The following is an 18,675-nucleotide window of genomic DNA, read 5'->3' as shown; positions in this document are numbered from 1 at the left end:
TAAATAGGGATTTAGGATGCCATTCTTGGTGTTTTATCAAGGACGTGCAACTATTCCTTTTGCTTTTACCGGACAGTAGGGTGCCTTCGCAGGGATGACGGGCAACAAATGACATTCTTCCTGGTTAAATTTTGTGAGGAACTCTCAGGGCTTGTCCGCGGGACGTGGTAAATAAAGTATTCCTTGAATTATGTCCAATACCGATGTTCCTAATCCAATAAGTTAACGATCCTCCAGGCCAACCCCTCTGGATTTTAGCTAAACTTGGCTCCCTTTTGCAGAGGTTAAATTGAATCCATTGACTACTTCCTGTAGCATTTTTAAATGAACAGGTTTGGTCAACACTTTATTCATTTCAGAATGCAAAAGTTCATTTGCTACTTTACCTGAAGTATTAGTAGTTAGGCCGATAATGGGGATAGGATTTTTCTGTGTTTTCTTTTCTCGCTCGCGAATGCACTGAATGAGGTTCTTATCTGCAATGCTGGATATGCCTATATCGGTAATGATTAAGTCAAAATCATTTGTTTCCAGCAGCTCTAAAGCATGCTCACCATCAATCGCTGAGTAGAACTGATATTTTGCTTGCTCTGCAACATTTTCAAGCATATGCAGAGAGATAATATTATCTTCTACGAGTAAAATGAGTGGTGAATTAGCTCCTGTTTTTTCCTGCTGTAATTTAGTTTCACTCGTCCCATAGAGAGAGGGGTTGCGCTCGTTGTATCCAATTTTCATTGTAAGGGTAAAATAAAAAGAGGATCCTTTTCCAACTTCACTTTCTAGATTTATTTCTCCACCTAATAGACTTAAGTATTTTTGTGCCACGTGAAGACCAACACCATACCCGCTATGCTGGCTTTTATAAGAAGGGATAGCTCGGAAGAAACGATCAAAAATCTTGTTTTTTAATTCAGGAGGTATACCAATTCCTGTATCGATTACACTAAATCGGAGTTGGGCATAACTATTTTCATGGGCAAGGTTTTCTACTTTAATTGTAACGACACCGGTGTCCGTGAATTTAATTGCATTTCCTACAAGATTTAACAAAACTCGATGTAATTTTGTACCATCAGTGATAAAACTATTGGGCGTTGTTTCATCAATCTCGATATTCAATTGAATTTTCTTCATTTCCAGGGTTGGTTGAACAAGATGTGCAATATCTTTAATGTTCTTGCGTAATTCGAATAACTCCTCATGTACATCACTTTCTCTGAGGTTATCTGCTGTAACGATTTCCATTACACCGTTGAGTAAATCCAGTAGTTGTTCGCTACTTTCATGAATCCAGCGTGCGTATTGTTTTCTTTCGGGATCTTCGGCTTTCTCTTCTAAAAGTCGTGACATTCCCACAATACCGCTTAATGGGGTATAAATATCATGACTCATATTTTCTATAAATTCAGTTTTTGCCTGGTTAGCAACTTCCGCGTTTTCCTTGGCGCGACGCAACGCGACTTCCATTCTTTTTCGCTCTGTAATGTCTAGAGAAATGCCTAAAACGCCAATAATCTCATTTTTTTGATTGCGTAAAGGAACTTTTTGGGAATAATAAATTCCCATTCCATTAGTCATGACCGCATATTCTTCAGCAGTATGTGGTATGCCAGTCTCCATTACTAACGTATTGAGTTTATTTAATTCTTCTGCCTGATCTTTCCATGGCATGTCGTAATTGGTTTTTCCAACGATATCTTTTCTTGATTTCAAACGAGCGCTTTTAGCTTGCGCGTCGTTACACCCTAAAAATATATTATTCTTATCTAACCAATAAACATGTCCTGGCATTAAAGCAATTATATTTTCGTAATAATCATGAACAGCTTGTAATTCATTTTTAAATTTTAATCGTTCCTCTTCAAGAGAAAGCGTTAGTTGATGAATTTCCGCGTTTTTTTGATCAATAATTTCATGTAATTCTTTTGTTTTGTTGGAATCCATTTTTCACCGTATAAATAATCTTAATAAGCGAGATAATGCATTATTAAGTAAAATATTGTTGTAACTAGTATAGACAGTATATTAATGGACTTACTCATAAAGAGTACAGTAAACCTGTCAAATGATCTGTCTCTTATAAATAATAGGTGGAGATATTATAAACTATTTATGAAAAAAATGGTTATTTTTTTTTCAAAATGCATTATACTATGGCTATATTTTCGACTGGAAATTTAATGGTTTTGATTTTTAAAACCCAAAAAATACCAATTTAAGTACGTAACTGCATGATTTTAAATTATTTTTAAGTATATGAGTGACTTGTTAGCGTACAGAAATGATAAAATAAACGCTAAGGAATATTTTAGATGCCGAATGATACACCCAAAGTTAGGGGTCCTAAAGATGGTAAAATTGTTACCGCAAGTTTTGACCCAATAAGTAAAAAAGATAATGGTAAAAGCCGTTTTCCCTCTCTAGTTCCCACACATGATTTAGTCCTGCTAAGTATTAAAGGAAATGAGTATTGTGCAGGTGACTATTTAGGAGCTATTGTGCAACAAGCTGTTGCTACGCATCAACCCCCAGATGATTATTCTGGTCCTAAAGGTAAAACAACCTTTTTAATTGCTGATGAAATTTATTGGCACAATCTTAAGGATAAAACGCTGCCTCCTGACGAAGGAGACATTCTCACTCTTAAGAAGAGCGCTTTAGAAGAAGGTGAATTGTATTTTGAGAATAATTTAGGTGCTTTTTTAGCTCCTTTGGGTATGACTGTTGATGTGTTCAAAAGCAAGTATCCTGATAAATCAATGGATGAAAAAATTTCTATCATCAATCAACTCGCTTTGGAACAAGGAAAGAATTTCGAGATCGTTCGTTGGCATACATGGATAACTCAGCGTGATTTTGATAAAACATTAAAAGAGATATTACCTTATTATGACGAAGTAGAAGGCCTTAGAGTGGCTGTTGATGAATCAGTCTCTGACTTTGTGAAACGTCATTGTAAAGTAGGAGATGATCCCGGAGTATGGACTGAACGTTCTCGAGGCTATCTCAAAGAAGAGAGTCCTTCGATTATGTTGTTAGCAGCATACTTAGGGTATAATTTTATTATTTATCCAGGTGGTATTTTGCCTCCTTTTGAAGCAACAAAAGAGTACTTTATTGTTGATAAACATACTGCTCGTATCGAAAAAGGGGAAAGTGTCAAATCAGAGTGTACTCACAATAAGTTTTGCCTTCACTCCGAGAATCCTTCTCGCTTAGTCAATTGGTTAAAAGTTAACTTTGTTAGAAGTCATGGAAATACAAAGACTCAGGAAACTACAAAAACAAAAGAAGGGGCAAATCCAAGTTCTGGTGGAGTTATAGAGCATCAAGAAGTTATAAAACCTCAAGAAGTTACAACATCAGACATTACTAGACCAGAGGTTACAAAATTAAGGGCTATTAAGTTTTTCGACCAAAGCAAGCCCTCCGTTTCTCCTAGAAAAGGACTTGGAAACCCAAAGACAGATGGAGTCGATACAGATATAATAGATGTAAAGGAAGACGGGATAGTTTTGGAGTTAGTGCCTAAAAAAGAGACCATTATTTCCTCAATAGTTCAAGGAGTTACTCAGGCTCTTGAGAGCCATTTTCCTCCTCAGAAGAGTGGTAAATTAGAAAAACGCACACCAACTCCACTGACACAAATATTTGAAGGCATTACCCAAGGAGTTTTATCATCAAATCAGATTTCCATGCAAGATAAGGTAAGCTTTTTGACTGAACTGATTGATACTTATATGATGAATCATTCGGAGGAGCCAAGGCATGTTCCTGTTAGAATGCCGATGATCTCATAAAGATTTCTAAAGCCCATATCAATGTGTTATATGGGCTTTTTTGTACTATCCAAAATTGAATGTTAATGTATGAACTCCTCCGAAATTAGTTCAACATGTCGGGATTAAAGGGTTGTCCGTTCACAAAAATCTTTTGGTTTTCTAACTTGAAAGTAAGTACATAATCATTACCTTCAATCTTCAAAAGTCCTTTATTAACAAAATTTTGTAACATTTTTTCCGCTTGGGTTGCAGCGTCATTATCCGGATTAGTCAGGATTTGTGCCGGACTTGTTGTGTCAGGCGATGTTACCTGGATATCTGGAGTGGTTTGCGTCTTGTTGGCGAGATTATTCTTCATTGATGCGGTCACAAGCGCTTTTACAGTGGTTATTGGTGCTTTAAAGTAGCCTTCGCCACTCATCTTTTGCATCATTTGAGGCAAGTCCTCTCCTTCACTTTTTGGCAGTGAAATTTTAAAATTGCCTGTAATTTTCCCATCTGGTACATTCAAAACCATTTCCGAAAGCTCTAATTCTGCCCCTTTGGCAAGGAGTTTGGGTAGTTCAGTTACGAATGCAAGTGTAGCTAGATTGGGGTCGCTACTATTTTGAATCATATCCGATTCTTGTTGATTGATTTTCGCTGCAACTTCTGGATCCAGATTTCTAAAACTCAAGTGAAAAATGCCTGGTCCATACTTCTGATTATTAGTAAACAGCTTTTGTAATGACAGTTTAAAATCCATGTCCATTGCACCATCATGAACATTAGAACCGGCCGATAAGTTAAATCCTGCGAGCTCGAATACTTTTTCACCTGCCAGATTGATTGCAACAGAAGGAACATCAAAACGAGCGTCTCCAAGCCATAACCAGTCTTGATGCCGTTTAAATTTATAATCATAGATGATCTCACCAATATCGAAGGCAAAATTATTCTTCGTATAGGATGGATTATTGGCAGCTCCTTTGACGCCCAATAATCTTAAGTTACCATCAAGATTATCAAGATTGGAGGAAACACAGAGCAAAGAAGATAAGCCCTGCCAATTTAACTTGAAGTCACCCTCATTTTGTCCAATCGTCCCCTCTACGGCAAAGGAGGGAAGCGTATATCTAAAAATGGTTTTATTCAGATAATTAATAAATGCTTCATAATGAGTTTCGGGTTGAGTTGTGACAAGACCTATTCCAAAACGTATACCATGATCTGTAGCTATAAAAGGTCCATGTTTGATAAAAATAGGAATGTCTATATCAAAGTCAGCTGGTGGTTCAGTTTTAGTGACACCATTTTTATCTGTTATAGTTTGTGCTGGAATATGCATCTTAAAAGTTAAGTTGGCTTGAGATGAAAACCAACCTCGGTGGTATTTATCAAGTCGAACACTAAATGAAGAAGATTTCGGAATTGAATTTATATTTTTATTTAGGGTATTCTCGATTGAGAAACCAATAGCAAAGTAAGCTCCAAGGATAAGCACTACCAAAGCTATGATGAAACCAGTCCATTTTTTCATGAATACTCACATTAAGATCCTTTGTTAATATTATGTAGCCTAAAAATTTTATTTTGTAAATTAAATAGATATTTATCTTAAGTAAAGATTACTCAGAATATTTCAAAGTAACTTCATGTAGTGAAAAACTCTAGATTGCTGTGCAATCAGATCAATATAATACTATTATTATTTTAATAAATAGGAAGATTCTTTATAAGAAAAATAAGGAAATTTTTTAATGGACTTTCCGGGCGTGACGAGCACTCAAATAGAAAATAAGCTGATAACCGAGTCATATAAAAAATTTTATGTGCTGATTATTGCTGATTTTTTTGCAACGATTTTTTTTGCTTTTCTGATTTGGGATCAAGTTAATAAGCAATTCCTGTTACTCACATGGGTACTGGTGATGTTTGTTTTCAATCACATACTGAGAGGACTTTTTTTAGCTCATTATCATCGCCAAAAAAAACAAGGTAGCTTGGTTCGCCTGGCTTTTTGGAAGAAATATTTTATCCTTAATAACCTCCAATCAGGTATTTTATGGAGTTTAGGGGGATTATTGTTTCTCTATATAGACGATCCCCTTCATCGCATGGCGATTTTTGTCTATCTTATTGGTCTGCTTGGAGCGCCTGCGGCTAAGTTATTAACAATTTATAGCGCTTTTATCGCATTTATGATCCCAATTTGGATGCTGTTGATTTTTTTATCAGTATCAATTGCCCCCTCGCTTTCGCTTATCTTGCTTATGGCGACAATACTTTATGTTGTGATCGTGTCCTATGTCACCATAGAAGTGAATCAATTTTTAATGAAGTCAATTTATTTGGAAATATACAGTTCGAATCTTTTATCTGATTTAAGATGCAGCGAAGAGAGTTTTCGCAATACTATTGAAAATGCACCAATTGGCATGGCTATTGTTTCCCCTGAAGGAGTATGCATCCATGCCAATCGTACACTACAAGAGATCCTAGGTTACAGTGCGGAGGAGTTACATAATAAAAGTATGCTGGAAATCACTTATGTTGATGACGTCCCTATGACTCAAGATGCCATGAATAAACTTCTTCTGGGCGAATTGCGTATTTCACATATGGAAAAACGTTATGTACGAAAAGATGGCAGTATTATTTGGGCAATGGTCAGTGCGACCCTGATCCGAAATGCTCAGGGAGAACCGATTAATTTTATTGCACAAATGAAGGATGTAAGTGATCGTGTTCAAAATGAAGAAAAAATGCGAGAACTGAATGAAAAAACGATGGAAACCTTGAATGAGTTAAAATTACTTGAACATGATGAAAGTTTATTAAATAAATTAAATCGTTCACTGCAAGTTTGCATTACAACAGAAGAGGCTTTTCCACGAATTCACATAATTGCCCAAGACTTATTTCCTAACCTAAGTGGCGGCTTATCCATTTATAATCAGGTAATGAAGCAAATGGAAACTGTAGTTTGCTGGGGAAAGGAGCAGTTCCTGCCAAAAATATTCTTTCCTATGGATTGTTTTTCAATCCGCGAGGCGACTACTAATGTGGTTGATGATCCAAATAAATCAGTACATTGTGCTCATTATCTGACTCCTCCTCAAGGTGGATATATGGTGCTGCCCCTCATAGTCCAAAATGAATTAATAGGTGTTATTCATTTGTTAGCGTCAAAAAGTAAAAGGTTGACGCAACACCAACAAGATATGGCAAATTCATTTGCTAATATTGTGAAGCTTGCTATTGCCAATATTAATCTGCGCGTGTCATTGAGTGAGTTGTCATTACATGATCCATTAACCAATTTATATAATCGACGTTATTTAAATGATATTTTGTCACGAGAATTAATTCGAATTGCTCGAGAAAAAAAGACATTATGCGTTGCTATGTTGGATATCGATGATTTCAAGAGATTGAATGATACTTACAGTCATTTGGCCGGAGATGAGGTTCTTAAATCGATAGGGAAATTATTAAAGGAAAATTTCCGGAAAAGTGACATTTCTTTTCGCTTCGGTGGTGAGGAATTTGTTGTTGTATTGTTAAATACGACATTGAATAATGCTGCAAGTAGAATGGAAGAATTCCATGAAGAGGTAAAAGCCACTTCCATTTATTATAAAGGCAATCCATTGCCTCACATTACCATCTCAATTGGTGTGGCAGAAGCACCCAAACATGGTGCTACCATCGACGAGATTATAAAGGCTGCTGACCATGCACTTTATGCTGCGAAAAAGGGAGGTAAAGATCAGGTAAAAGTCTACAACCCTAATTTATAGTACAATCTTTTTGAAGTTAAACGCCAAAGATCTATGTTTTATACCGCAAAACAAGTAGGCAAAAAATTATCCAGAAGTGCATTATATAGGCGTTTTATTCGTGGCTGCCGTTACTTAATGTTAGAAAATCACTTATTTACGATATAAGAATGGAAGATTTGTACTGATTTTTATCGTGCATTCATGACTTGATTGAAAATACGCTTTGCCAGTCGTTTTAATGGCACATGATTTGTATTTGTAAGTATGATAATACTCACATGATCATCAAGATGACGTTCTATCCAACTGCTGTAGCCTTTTATAGCACCGTTTTTGAAAGCAAGACGCTTCCCATTGATAGAAGAAATTTGCCATCCTAGAGACCATGCCCAATTTTTGTGACCTGCCAGTGTCCCGTTTTTTAAAAAGACGGGCGCCCACATTTGACGATAGGTTGCTGGTGTTAATATTTTCTCGGCAGACATGGCGTTATCCCATTTTGCCATATCACTGATATTCGATACGATTCCACCCGAACCCCACATTTGACGCCATGGGTTTTGATTTGGGTTAGGAGTAACTTTACCTTCTTTCGATTGATATCCTGTTGCCAGATTTGGAGGGAAGAGTGAATTAGGGAATCCTGTATGATTCATCCCCAAAGGGTTAAAAATGGTATTTGATAAATAATCACCTAATGTTTGATGGCTTGCGTTTTCAATGACACGTCCTAACACACCGTAGGCGAAATTATTATAGGTAGTTGCAGATCCAGGTGGAAATTGCATGGGTTTTTTAGCTAAGTTATTCCATACTTTAATCCAGGGCAAATGTGGTCCATGATGTTGAGGAATACCACTAGAATGTGAAAGTAATTGCTGAATCGTCACATTCTGCCATTGTTCTGGTGCTTTGGGTACGTAGTCTAATACAGAATTATTTAAGTTTATTTTTCCTTCTTGTACTAAAGTCATGAGTGCAAAAGCAGTGATGACTTTCGAAACTGAGCCAATACCAAATAGGGTTTGTGCATCCACAGGGGTTTTTGTTTCAATATTGGCATAACCATACCCTTTGATGAGAAGCGGCTGGCCATCTTTGAGTACAGCTAGTGCTAATCCAGGAACATTGTTTTTTTGCATAAAAACAGTGACTGTATTATCAATTTTTTGTTTTATGACTTCTGAAGTTGCATTGGCACATTTCAAGGGAAGAAAAAGCGTAAAACAAAGAAGAAATCTGAAACTGTTTTTATACATTTAGCACACCTTACTCTTTTTGCGTTAGCAACGTGTCAATATTCATGTCGAATATTTTGGATCTTTATATATATAGAGTAGGCAACTAGAGTAGAAAGTACCAAAATATTTTTGGTAGTAGGGTCTAAATTTCTACTCCCTTGGCCAAACTGCCTTGATTTTCTGCGTTCCGATGCTCACATACTTCAAGTATGCTGCGCTTCGGTGCTCGAAAACCAGGCCATTTTGACTCAAGCTAGCGAAATGGAAACAGACCCTAAAATAGGACTAGATATAGGAAAATCCAACTTCTTTGCTATGATCAGCTAAGTGGGGTTTCAGAACGAAGTCGCTAATCATTTGGATATCTTTTGTCATAATATCGTTAGCACTAAAATTAATAGTGTACTTGGTTAAGATGCTTGAGTCCTCTTCATTAAGTAACGATTTTTCTTGAGATAGAATTCCAGCGGCCACAGTTCCTACTTCACTATGTATACTTCGAGCCTGTCTTAGATAACTTTTCACAATAGGCTGATTTCGACGAAGCTGAGATTCATAATATCCTAAAATTACTTGTAAATCCTCTTTTAACTTGCACACATCACCAAATAAAGATTGATAGGGTTTTCCATCCTCTACTGCGCTTTTCAGTTTCTGAAGGAGTGTTTCCAAATTTTCGATAAATTCTTGATTGTTAGGTATTTTTGAATCGTAACGCGCATGAGAAATGAGCTTACTTCTTTTAATATTAACCAATTGCTTAAAGTGAAATAAAACATTTTGAATCTCTTCCAAATCCTGAGACTTGGTTAATATATGAAATGCTTCTTGGCTGGTTTTGGGAATGGATGTGCTATCAAAAAATTTTGCTTGCATAGTATATCTCGCTTATTTGTGTTTTACAATTGATCAATGTGCGCATGATTTTACATAACCATGCGCTGAATTGTCAAGTTTAAAATCATGGTGGTCATTAATTGTTCTTCTAATGCGTTCGATAAACTCATTAGAAGATGCAAGTTAAATCTTCTGTACAGACTGTTAATCGCATTTTCACCCAACCTGCACTCAAATTTGACTTTTCCCCAAGAATTTTAAATTGTGGCTAAGAGACAGCTGCTCGCAACCAGGCTAACTGCAAAGCAGAGGGACAACAATGTACAGTGATCTTTGCATTTATTTAATTGTAGTTAATTGCATCAAAGTGGGGAGTAATTATTATTTTTGAAGGAAATAACAAAGCCAGCCTAGCTACAGGACAGGCAAGCAAGTAGATAAAAACGGATGTTCTCAAGGGCCGTTGTTAGGCCCCAGAATTTATTCGATTAAAATTTACTTATCGTAGTTCAAATCTTCAATTTAAAAAGGATTAGATAATTGGCATCCCAGACCAAAGCATCCCATGCTGCTGGGAGGGGGATTAGTACAGGTCACTGGTCCGAAAGTAATTGAAGCAGGGGATGCGGTGACTGCTGTGGCTGTAGTGGTACAGGATTGAGAACTGGTGGTCGAAAAAACTGTAATCTTAGCGCCTTGATAAATTAAAAATTGTGGCCATGGTGTTATGGAGCTGATATTTGGAGCCACTCCTGAATTAGCAGGTATCGTCGCGTTAATTGTTGGATGTTGTCCCGATGCATAAGCAATGTGCACCTTAAATGAAGACTGGGTCGGAGGGGTCGTACCAGATATGGTTAATAGTGTGCCATTGGTAAATCCTTGACATCCTGTTGCAGATACCATCGCATGCTTGGGAACGATGCCCGCGCTTTTTTGAACACAATTTGAATTAAAAAGACCATAATGTTGTTCTGCTGTAGGACCTGGTTTTGCGGGTTCATCATAGGCCTCGAAGGCAAGAACTCCTATATTGTATCCTGATGTTTTTACAAAATTACTTGTATTCAATTGATATAGAGTTTGGAAATAATCGGTAGCATTTGCCACAGATGGTGCACACGGGCCAGGAGAGTTACATGCGTATCCTGTAGTAGTTCCTGCTGTTGCCCAACCTGTTTCTGCTGTCAATAGAACACGTCCAGGCGTATAAAAGGGTTGTTGGTTCGCCGTGGGTAAAGCAGGAGGAGTTGTTGAACCTACAACCTGTATGTAATCCCATGCAAGTGAATTGGTGAGTTGTACTGTTGTGCTTAACGGCGGTGTCCATACTGCTGCTTTTGCTGGAGCTACGCCAAATTGAAAGGGGTATGGATCAAAGGCTAGGGGGGCTGTTGAAGAATAAGAATTAATTAATGTTTGCATATCAGCAGAAATTGCAGGGCTTGGTGTAACGAAATTTCCGCTTATGACAGCAGAGCCTACGGGAGTTGTCAAACCTTGCGCAGTCAGGGTGGTTTGTAAAGCAGATACTGCACTTGTTAAATAAGTAACATTTGAGGTACCCGTGCATGGAGGAATCATATTACCTGCGTTGCAGTAATTTTCATGTCCCGCAAAAACCAGTATGACGGTATTATTAAATACAGTAGGAGTAACTGCCTGAATCACGGAAGTTAATGTAGCTTGGGCGCATGGAATATAATCTTGAGCGCCTAATGGACACCCAGGATACAGGGTGTCACTGGGTAGTTGAGGAATCACTGCCTCATAAATAACTTTCATTCCCAAAGCGTTGGCTTGCTTAATAATATCTATCCAACTATAGGGTTCGGTTTGATAGGAACGAACTGTTGTAAAACCAGCGTCCTGCAATTGTTGAAGTTCTGCATAAACATTAGTAGCCGCGGAATGGTTAAGTGTGCCCGTATAGAAAACATCGTGAAAATTGAATGGATAGTTATTTGTGTAATGATTGGGATTGTAATCAACGCCTATGAGTTGATTGAATGAAACGGATTGCACTGTGGTGGTGGTAATGAGTTTATTGGAACTTAGATTACCAATTAATTCAGCTGTGAGGATAGCCGCGCCATTGGTAGGTGAATTGAATATACCGGCAATACTACATTGAGCGCCACTTGCTAATGTTCCCATTGTTCCAGATGGGATGCAGCTGTTGTATGTGATAACGAAATTGGGATGGAGCGGATTATTGTTTTGAGTAATATTTTGTATGAAACTCGCTGTTGAAGCATCATAATTTGTAAACGTAAAAGCTACTGTATAGTTTGTATTTGCAAATGTTTGACGGGGCAAAGGTTGGGCTGTAGGAAAGTTAGTTGTACCTAAAATACCCGCCGGAGCTGTTGTTGCAACGGTTGTTAACGCCGGTTGAACGTGAACCACATTATTGTCATACCCGCTGTAAGCCACTAAAATTGTTTTTCGGCCTATACTACTTGGAGTTAAGGTAATACTATAGGTACAGCTTTCTTTAGGTTGTAGTTTTTTCCCTGAACATTGATCGTTGTATTTAAATTCTACTCCAGTAGCAGTACATTCTTGATTAGGAGATGGGCATAATATCGGGATTACCTGAAATGGTTTTTTAAAAGTAAAAGGAAGATTATTGGTAAAAATATATGTAGAAGTGACACTTCCCCCTAATGTGGAGCTTTTTGCTGGAAAAGGTTTATCCAAATAATGAAGAACAGGATTACCAGCAAAGGCCTGGCTCATCATTAAAAATAAAGTGCATGCTAATTGGACTTGATTCATTTTCACTCTAATGTTCCCTTTTAGTAGTATTAAATTCAACAATAAGAAATGCTATTTAAAATGGAGATGAGTGGTCTCATTGATACATAAGCACTTACGTCATCATACTCATTTCTATGTAATAAAGTGCAGCGTTTCTAATTCATTTTATTTTAAAGCAAGAAACATAATACTAATTAATGCCATGCAAATTTGCTACATTTAAATTAGGGTCTGTTTACATTTCTACTATCTTGGCCAAACTGTCCTGAGTTTCTGCGCTGCTATGCTCACATACTCATGTATGCTGCGCTTTGGTGCTCGAAAATCAGGTCATTTTGGCTCAAGCTGGCGAAATAGAAACAGCCTTTTTTTTCGATAAAAAACTTAGTGCCTTAAAAGCGAGCACTATGGTAGTATTTGCGCGTTTTACTATGAAGAAGGTGTATTTATTGTGCAAGAAAAAAAAGAGAAAAAGACGCTTTGGGATGCTTATGCTTTTAGTGTAAGTTATACAGGACTCACCACGTTAATAGGACATCCGGCAGAACGACTTAAGGTTGCTATTCAAACCAATCTTTATCAAAGCTCTTATTCTGTCACAAAACAATTCATAGGCGCGAATTTCAATCATTTATCTACAGGACTCATGTCGTGTATTATTCGTCAACAAAGTAAAATAATATACAGACCTTTGTTGATTACCTATATGCCACATGAAATTGATAAATACCAGTTTCCTCTGGTGTTCAGCAGTTTCCTCAAAGCAACAACCGCAGCTACTTTTGATACTTTAGTACTCAGTCCGCTTGAGAATATTAAAACAGTACAAATGAGAGCCATAGCAAGCCAGGATAAGCCTATAAAACCTGTCCAAGCAATGCAAACTATTTATCAGCAAAGAGGGTTTCCAGGCTTTTTTGTTGGCAGTACTGCGACCTTTGGAAAAGCATTGCCTAGCTGGCTTTATTTATTCATGACCTATCAGGCAATTAAAACCAAACGGGAAAAACAAACTTTTTTATCAACGATTCTATGGGCAACTGCTGCTTCAGTCCCAGTTGTTTTTGCAACCACCCCGCTTGATGTGATAAAGAGCCGACAACAGGCTTGCACTGATGAATTTAAGCCAACCATAAGAGAAATTGCCTCGGGAATTTATGGAAATCATGGAATTAGTGGTTTTTTTAAAGGATTTAACTGTCGGTTATTACATAAATCATTGTCTACGGCGGGTGCTTATATGATTCTAGATATCGTAAATAAGATGTAACGCATCATCAAATAAGCGTCTTGCACTTTGCAAAAATAAGTTCACTATGTCATTGAAAACAACAGACAGCCCCAATAAGACAGGTCGTAATTCGGGTTTTTTACTGTATATAATATATTGAAAAAAAAGAAAAATTTCCTAAAAATATGTGTAAGAGCTTAAAAGTTCGTTTATTGATATTTATAAAATTTTATGTTTAGATTCTACAATTACAGCGGTCCATAGAAGCCAAAAGTTGAGGCTCATAACTCTGAAATCGACTGCACATTTTAAATATTTTGATGCGAAGTGAAAAACTTGCTGGATGCTGTGCGACAATTTTTAAATTCCTAAATCCTAATTTTTTAATTTCACATATATTTCGTAGGGATGCGCCACCATGAAATTATCTCATTTAATGCCTCGATTAAGTCTTGGTTTATATACTTTTTGTTTTATCACCGCAGCGCAGGCTGTTAGCCCTTTATGGACCTTCATACCCGATGCAAATTTTCCACCTCAGGTCTCTGTGAGCTCATCAGGAACTGCTACAGTGAAATACATCGTAACCAATCAATCAAAAAAAACACAGACTTTGTTTATGAATCCTATTATCGGCATCAATCAAGTGATATCAGGGCTAGGAAACTGCAACAATCCTTTTTCATTAGGGTATAAACAATCCTGTATTTTAACTTTGGAAGTGATTGGCCGCGAATTATCAGGCGATGTATCAGGAGGCCCTGTGGTTTGCAATCAAGGCAATCCTTTGCAGTGTTATCAACCGAGTGCCACAGACGGTCTAAGTATCATTAAAGGAGAAACAACTCGATTTTATGTTAATGGCAGTAGACCTATAAACGGTAATGGAATGAGTTGGGCGAATGCGTTTAATAATTTAGATTCTGCACTAGAAGCTGCCGACGCTTTTCCAGATTTTGTTGAAATCTGGGTAGCAAAAGGGGTCTATAAACCTTCTCGAGTATATGCTCCACAAGGAATTATTGGTGGGGCTTTTGGAGTAAATACGCCTAAACTAAGAACGTTTAACTTACCAAGTAATACAGCCATATATGGAGGATTTTCTGGGACGGAAACTCATCGTGAACAAAGAAAAGGACAGCTTCATCCCACTATTTTATGTGGCGACATGACTTCAACTTGTCTGACTCCCTATGTAGTTAATAGTAACAATGATCGGGTCTGGCATGTGCTTATGGCCGGAAGCGATGTCTTCCCAGGTACAGGTGTTAAAAATGTCACTCTGGATAGCCTGATCGTCAGAGGCGGGTATGCAGTAGGCCCAGACAGCGGTGTTTTAGGTGTTCACAATGTGCTCGAGAGTTTGGACTATGAGCATGCTGCGGGCGGTGGTCTTTTAGCACGCTATGGTTCAACCATTGAGCTTAGTCATATGCTCTTTGAGCAAAATATAAGTGATGGTTTCAATGCAACAGTGACCGAAGTTCTTAATGGGGATTTCCTTACATTAGCTTCAGGTGGAGGAGCGGTAGCAGCAATAGATACAGGTACTGTAATTACTATAAAAAACTCCAAATTTATAAATAACTTTGCCACATTTCCCGGTGGCAGTGGAGGGGCTTTAGAAAATCTAATTGGCGCTGCCTATATTATTGCTTCAAGTCAATTTGAACGAAATGTTGCCTTTCGTAATGGCGGAGCAATTCGTAGTAAAGATGCTGGAGGCACCACGATTTTCTTAAGCGACTTCAAGGGCAATGTTCTGAATGGTCCTATTCCAGATGCAAGCGGCGGCGCTCTTGGGATGATTAATAGCAATTTATCGGTATCCAATTCAACGTTTACGCAAAATCAAACTACCAGTACAGGATTTGGCGGTGGGGCTATTTTTTTCCATACTCCCTTTAATGATGGCACCCCTCATTTTTTAAACGTTGAACACTCAAAGTTTATCAAGAATGTGGGTGCAGCATTTGGGGGCGGTGGTGTTAATGTTTTTGGAATACTTCCTAACCCAGGTACACAAGCCAAGATCATTAATTCCGAATTTACCAACAATAGTGGGGGTGTTGGTGGAGCTATGTATGTAGACTCAATAGCTACAACAATAACAAAATCTATTTTTGTGGATAATCAAGCAGAATTGGAAGGTGGAAGCATTTTTGTAACTAACTATGGGAATGCAGTATTTGCTTCCCTTCAACGGGCCCAGGCACAAATCTCCAATAATACTTTTGTACAAAACACAATTGTAGGGGTTCCTGCCGGTACCCGCTCCCCTCTATTTTTCTTTAACTCTGTAGCCAATTTTTTTAGTAGTGGAAGTTCCACAGTAACTACTATGGCACCAGGAGGAGGGGCAATTGCTGTCGGACTTTTTGGAGATGCCAAGATTTTCGATAATATTTTTAAAAAGAATACGGCATTAAAAAATTCATTAGAAGAGGATAACAGAGGAGGTGCAATATTAGTGGGAGGTACAGCAGGTACTCCAATTAATATGAGTCTGGTTCATGCATGTTTGTCTTCGAATCAATTTTTCAGTAACAAAGCGAATATAGATAATAATGTTGCATTATATAATCCAGGAAACATACCAGGAGGTGTAACAATTAATGCCTGTATTATCCCATAAAAAAATATATCAGGATGTAACGTAGGAATGTAGCCTGGGTGAAGCGAAGCGGAACCCGGGTTTATTTAGATATAGATTCCCGGGTTTCGCTGCACTGTACTCACATATAAAACGAGTCGACTAATTGATGAATAAAACCACACATAATGAAAAAGATGCATTAAAAGTTGTTGAACAATTTAATCATTTAAATGCATCACGAGCCCCCATATCGGATTTTTTACCAATCGTTGATCCAGAAAATTTAATTATTACCCTACGCGGTAGTGATATAGTTTTTAAAGGCATAGCTGGCTTTGCTGATCATCAAATAGGTAAACTCATTTATTTCGATCAAAAGTTTGAATGTGAACTTATTAAAAGTGAAACCCAAAGAGATCATATTACGCTGAGTACTAAGGGGGGTTGGTACGCAAAAATTTGGCAATCTCCTGCAGCCTACAGTCAACAGCTGATCGCGGATTTAAGTCATACTTGGATTTTAAAAAAAAGCAAACAATCAACATATATTATTGTTACCCATATTTGTGAACATTTTAAATATAGAGATGGATTTTCCCCTCGTGATGGGGTCGAAGATTTCCATCTTAATCTAAAATAATTTGCGCTATTTATAGAGCAACCTAAAAACTATTTTATTTTACTCTTCGATTTCAAATAGGGGTGGTTGATAATAGATCGCCTCGGTTGAAGGGTGAGCAAAATGAACACCAATTCCAAGAAGACGAATGGGCTTTAATGGATTACGGTTAATTTTTTGAAATAATTCCTGATAACATTCTAAATTAATTTGAGCACTTTTAATTTCTGCTGATACTAATTTGAAATCACTCATTTTGATCTTAATAAACTGATTTTTTATTAATAAATCCGCTGCGCTTTCCTGTATACGTATGCTGAGGGCTTTATAAAGCTCATTAATTATTTTAATGGCTTCATTTGAATCATGAATATTATGTTGTAGGGTTTTCTCTACGCTTAATGATTTGCGCAGGCGGTGAGGTTGAACTGGGCGATTGTCAATTCCTTGCGCTTGATAAAACAATTGTTGACCAAATTTCCCAAAATGTTTTATTAAAAAATCCAAAGGGTACTGATGTAAGTCGTTGCAAGTAAATATATTTAATTGATTTAATTTTGCTGCAGTGACTTTGCCTACGCCAAATAATTTGTTTATAGGAAGAGTTTTAATAAAGTGATCTACTTGTTCTGGAGTAATGACAAACAATCCATTCGGTTTATTCCAAGCACTTGCAATTTTTGCTAAAAATTTATTAGGAGCAACGCCGGCCGAAGCCGTCAGTTGATGTTCTCTAAAAATTATTTCCCGAATCGCTTGTGCCATAAGTGTAGCGCTATTGTGGCAATGTGGGGCATGAGTGACGTCAAGGAATGCTTCATCAAGAGATAATGGTTCTACTAAATCAGTAAATTGTCGAAAAATACTATTTATCGACTGCGAGACAGTCTTATATTTAGACATATTTACTGGCAACACGATCAAATCAGGACATAATCGTTGTGCTACAGCTGTTGGCATAGCGGAGTGAACTCCATAGCCGCGAGCAACATAGTTACAGGTACAAAGTACACCACGTTGGTTTGCTGATCCACCTACTGCTACCGGTTTATTATTTAATGAGGGGTTATCTCGGATTTCAATGGCAGCATAAAAACAATCCATATCAATATGAATTATTTTTCGAGGCGCTAAAATATTTTCGTTTAAATGATTTGGCATATTAGCAAAGTATAGATCATGTAGGTCTTATTAGTGCAACAATTATTGGACGTACACGTTCAATCAATGGCGTCAACTTAAGGTAGCTTGGGTGAAGGTCCGAAGGACCGAAACCCGGGTTTCACTTCGTTTCACCCAGGCTACAAGTATATCCGTGAGAGTTAGGTGTAGGTGTGCTTAAGTTGACGCCATTGCACGTTTAATACATCAATGCTACGTATGACCACATGTTTTTTCGCTATCTAAAAATTGTAATTCGATTTGTTTGTGAAATTCCTTATATAATTTGTTTTGATTTGCTCCCAATAGTGTCTGAAAAAATCCTTTTTTAGGCTTAATTTTGTTCTCTAGTATGGATAGTACTTTATGCATGAGAGAACCTCACAAAATTTAACCAGGTAGCATGTCAATTGTTGCCTGTCATCTCTGCGTAGGCACACTACTGTCCGGTAAAAGGAAAAGGAATAGTTGCACGTCCTTGATAAAACACCAAGAATGGTGTCCTAAATCCCTATTTAGATCAAAGATGTACTGTGAAAGATAGCGTTTTTCAAGAACCATTAAAATCTAATTTTTTTGTAGACTCCTCAGCATTCATCTAGGCACATCACTTAATCTTGCTTCGATCTGCTCCCTCTCCCGCGCAAGGAATTTGAATAGTAAGATACTGTTCTTCGG

At 37.5% G+C, this 18,675-nt stretch carries 11 protein-coding genes; 5 read left to right on the top strand and 6 right to left on the bottom strand.

Annotation, left to right across the window (positions count from 1 at the left end):
• Positions 1-258: 258 nt before the first annotated feature.
• On the bottom strand, positions 259-1,947 hold the full coding sequence (locus Lani_RS18855; RefSeq protein ID WP_019235587.1) for an ATP-binding protein: 1,689 nt from the start codon (positions 1,945-1,947) through the stop codon (positions 259-261).
• A 368-nt stretch (positions 1,948-2,315) separates the two neighbouring features.
• On the opposite strand from Lani_RS18855, the gene Lani_RS18850 reads away from it, so the two are divergent.
• Positions 2,316-3,803 carry a hypothetical protein gene (locus tag Lani_RS18850; protein WP_019235586.1) on the top strand — a complete coding sequence of 496 codons (1,488 nt, stop codon included), beginning with the start codon at positions 2,316-2,318 and terminating at the stop codon, positions 3,801-3,803.
• An 85-nt stretch (positions 3,804-3,888) separates the two neighbouring features.
• Here Lani_RS18850 and Lani_RS18845 read toward each other — a convergent pair whose 3' ends face one another.
• Positions 3,889-5,304 (bottom strand): YdgA family protein, encoded by a 1,416-nt coding sequence (locus Lani_RS18845; protein ID WP_019235585.1) that lies wholly within the window; start codon positions 5,302-5,304, stop codon positions 3,889-3,891.
• Positions 5,305-5,524: 220 nt separating this feature from the next.
• Here Lani_RS18845 and Lani_RS18840 point away from each other — a divergent pair, with 220 nt between their 5' ends.
• A complete protein-coding gene (locus tag Lani_RS18840) occupies positions 5,525-7,567 on the top strand; it encodes a GGDEF domain-containing protein (protein ID WP_019235584.1) in 2,043 nt (680 codons plus the stop codon).
• A gap of 170 nt (positions 7,568-7,737) precedes the next feature.
• On the opposite strand, the gene Lani_RS18835 is transcribed toward Lani_RS18840, so the two are convergent.
• The 3 genes from Lani_RS18835 to Lani_RS18825 form a co-directional block, all read right to left on the bottom strand.
• Positions 7,738-8,808, bottom strand: a complete 1,071-nt coding sequence (locus Lani_RS18835; protein ID WP_019235583.1) for a serine hydrolase domain-containing protein — start codon at positions 8,806-8,808, stop codon at positions 7,738-7,740.
• 267 nt (positions 8,809-9,075) lie between these two features.
• On the bottom strand, positions 9,076-9,666 hold the full coding sequence (locus Lani_RS18830) for a hypothetical protein (protein WP_019235582.1): 591 nt from the start codon (positions 9,664-9,666) through the stop codon (positions 9,076-9,078).
• Between the two features lie 483 nt (positions 9,667-10,149).
• A complete protein-coding gene (locus Lani_RS18825) occupies positions 10,150-12,408 on the bottom strand; it encodes a glycosyl hydrolase family 17 protein (protein WP_040523479.1) in 2,259 nt (752 codons plus the stop codon).
• A gap of 433 nt (positions 12,409-12,841) precedes the next feature.
• Here Lani_RS18825 and Lani_RS18820 point away from each other — a divergent pair, with 433 nt between their 5' ends.
• The 3 genes from Lani_RS18820 (at position 12,842) to Lani_RS18810 (ending at position 16,857) form a co-directional block, all read left to right on the top strand.
• Positions 12,842-13,660, top strand: coding sequence for a solute carrier protein (locus Lani_RS18820; protein WP_019235580.1), 819 nt, complete (start codon positions 12,842-12,844; stop codon positions 13,658-13,660).
• 379 nt (positions 13,661-14,039) lie between these two features.
• Positions 14,040-16,256 carry a hypothetical protein gene (locus tag Lani_RS18815; protein WP_019235579.1) on the top strand — a complete coding sequence of 739 codons (2,217 nt, stop codon included), beginning with the start codon at positions 14,040-14,042 and terminating at the stop codon, positions 16,254-16,256.
• A gap of 127 nt (positions 16,257-16,383) precedes the next feature.
• Complete coding sequence (locus tag Lani_RS18810; protein ID WP_019235578.1) at positions 16,384-16,857, top strand: hypothetical protein; 474 nt, start codon at positions 16,384-16,386, stop codon at positions 16,855-16,857.
• Positions 16,858-16,896: 39 nt separating this feature from the next.
• Here the strand turns inward: Lani_RS18810 and dinB are convergent, their stop codons facing one another.
• On the bottom strand, positions 16,897-17,997 hold the full coding sequence (gene dinB / locus Lani_RS18805; RefSeq protein WP_019235577.1) for a DNA polymerase IV: 1,101 nt from the start codon (positions 17,995-17,997) through the stop codon (positions 16,897-16,899).
• Positions 17,998-18,675: the final 678 nt, after the last annotated feature.

Source organism: Legionella anisa, from assembly GCF_001467525.1.
In the GTDB taxonomy this organism is placed as follows: domain Bacteria; phylum Pseudomonadota; class Gammaproteobacteria; order Legionellales; family Legionellaceae; genus Legionella; species Legionella anisa.
The sequence above is the reverse complement of the archived record's forward strand: the minus strand, read 5'-3'. Positions and strand labels throughout refer to the sequence as shown.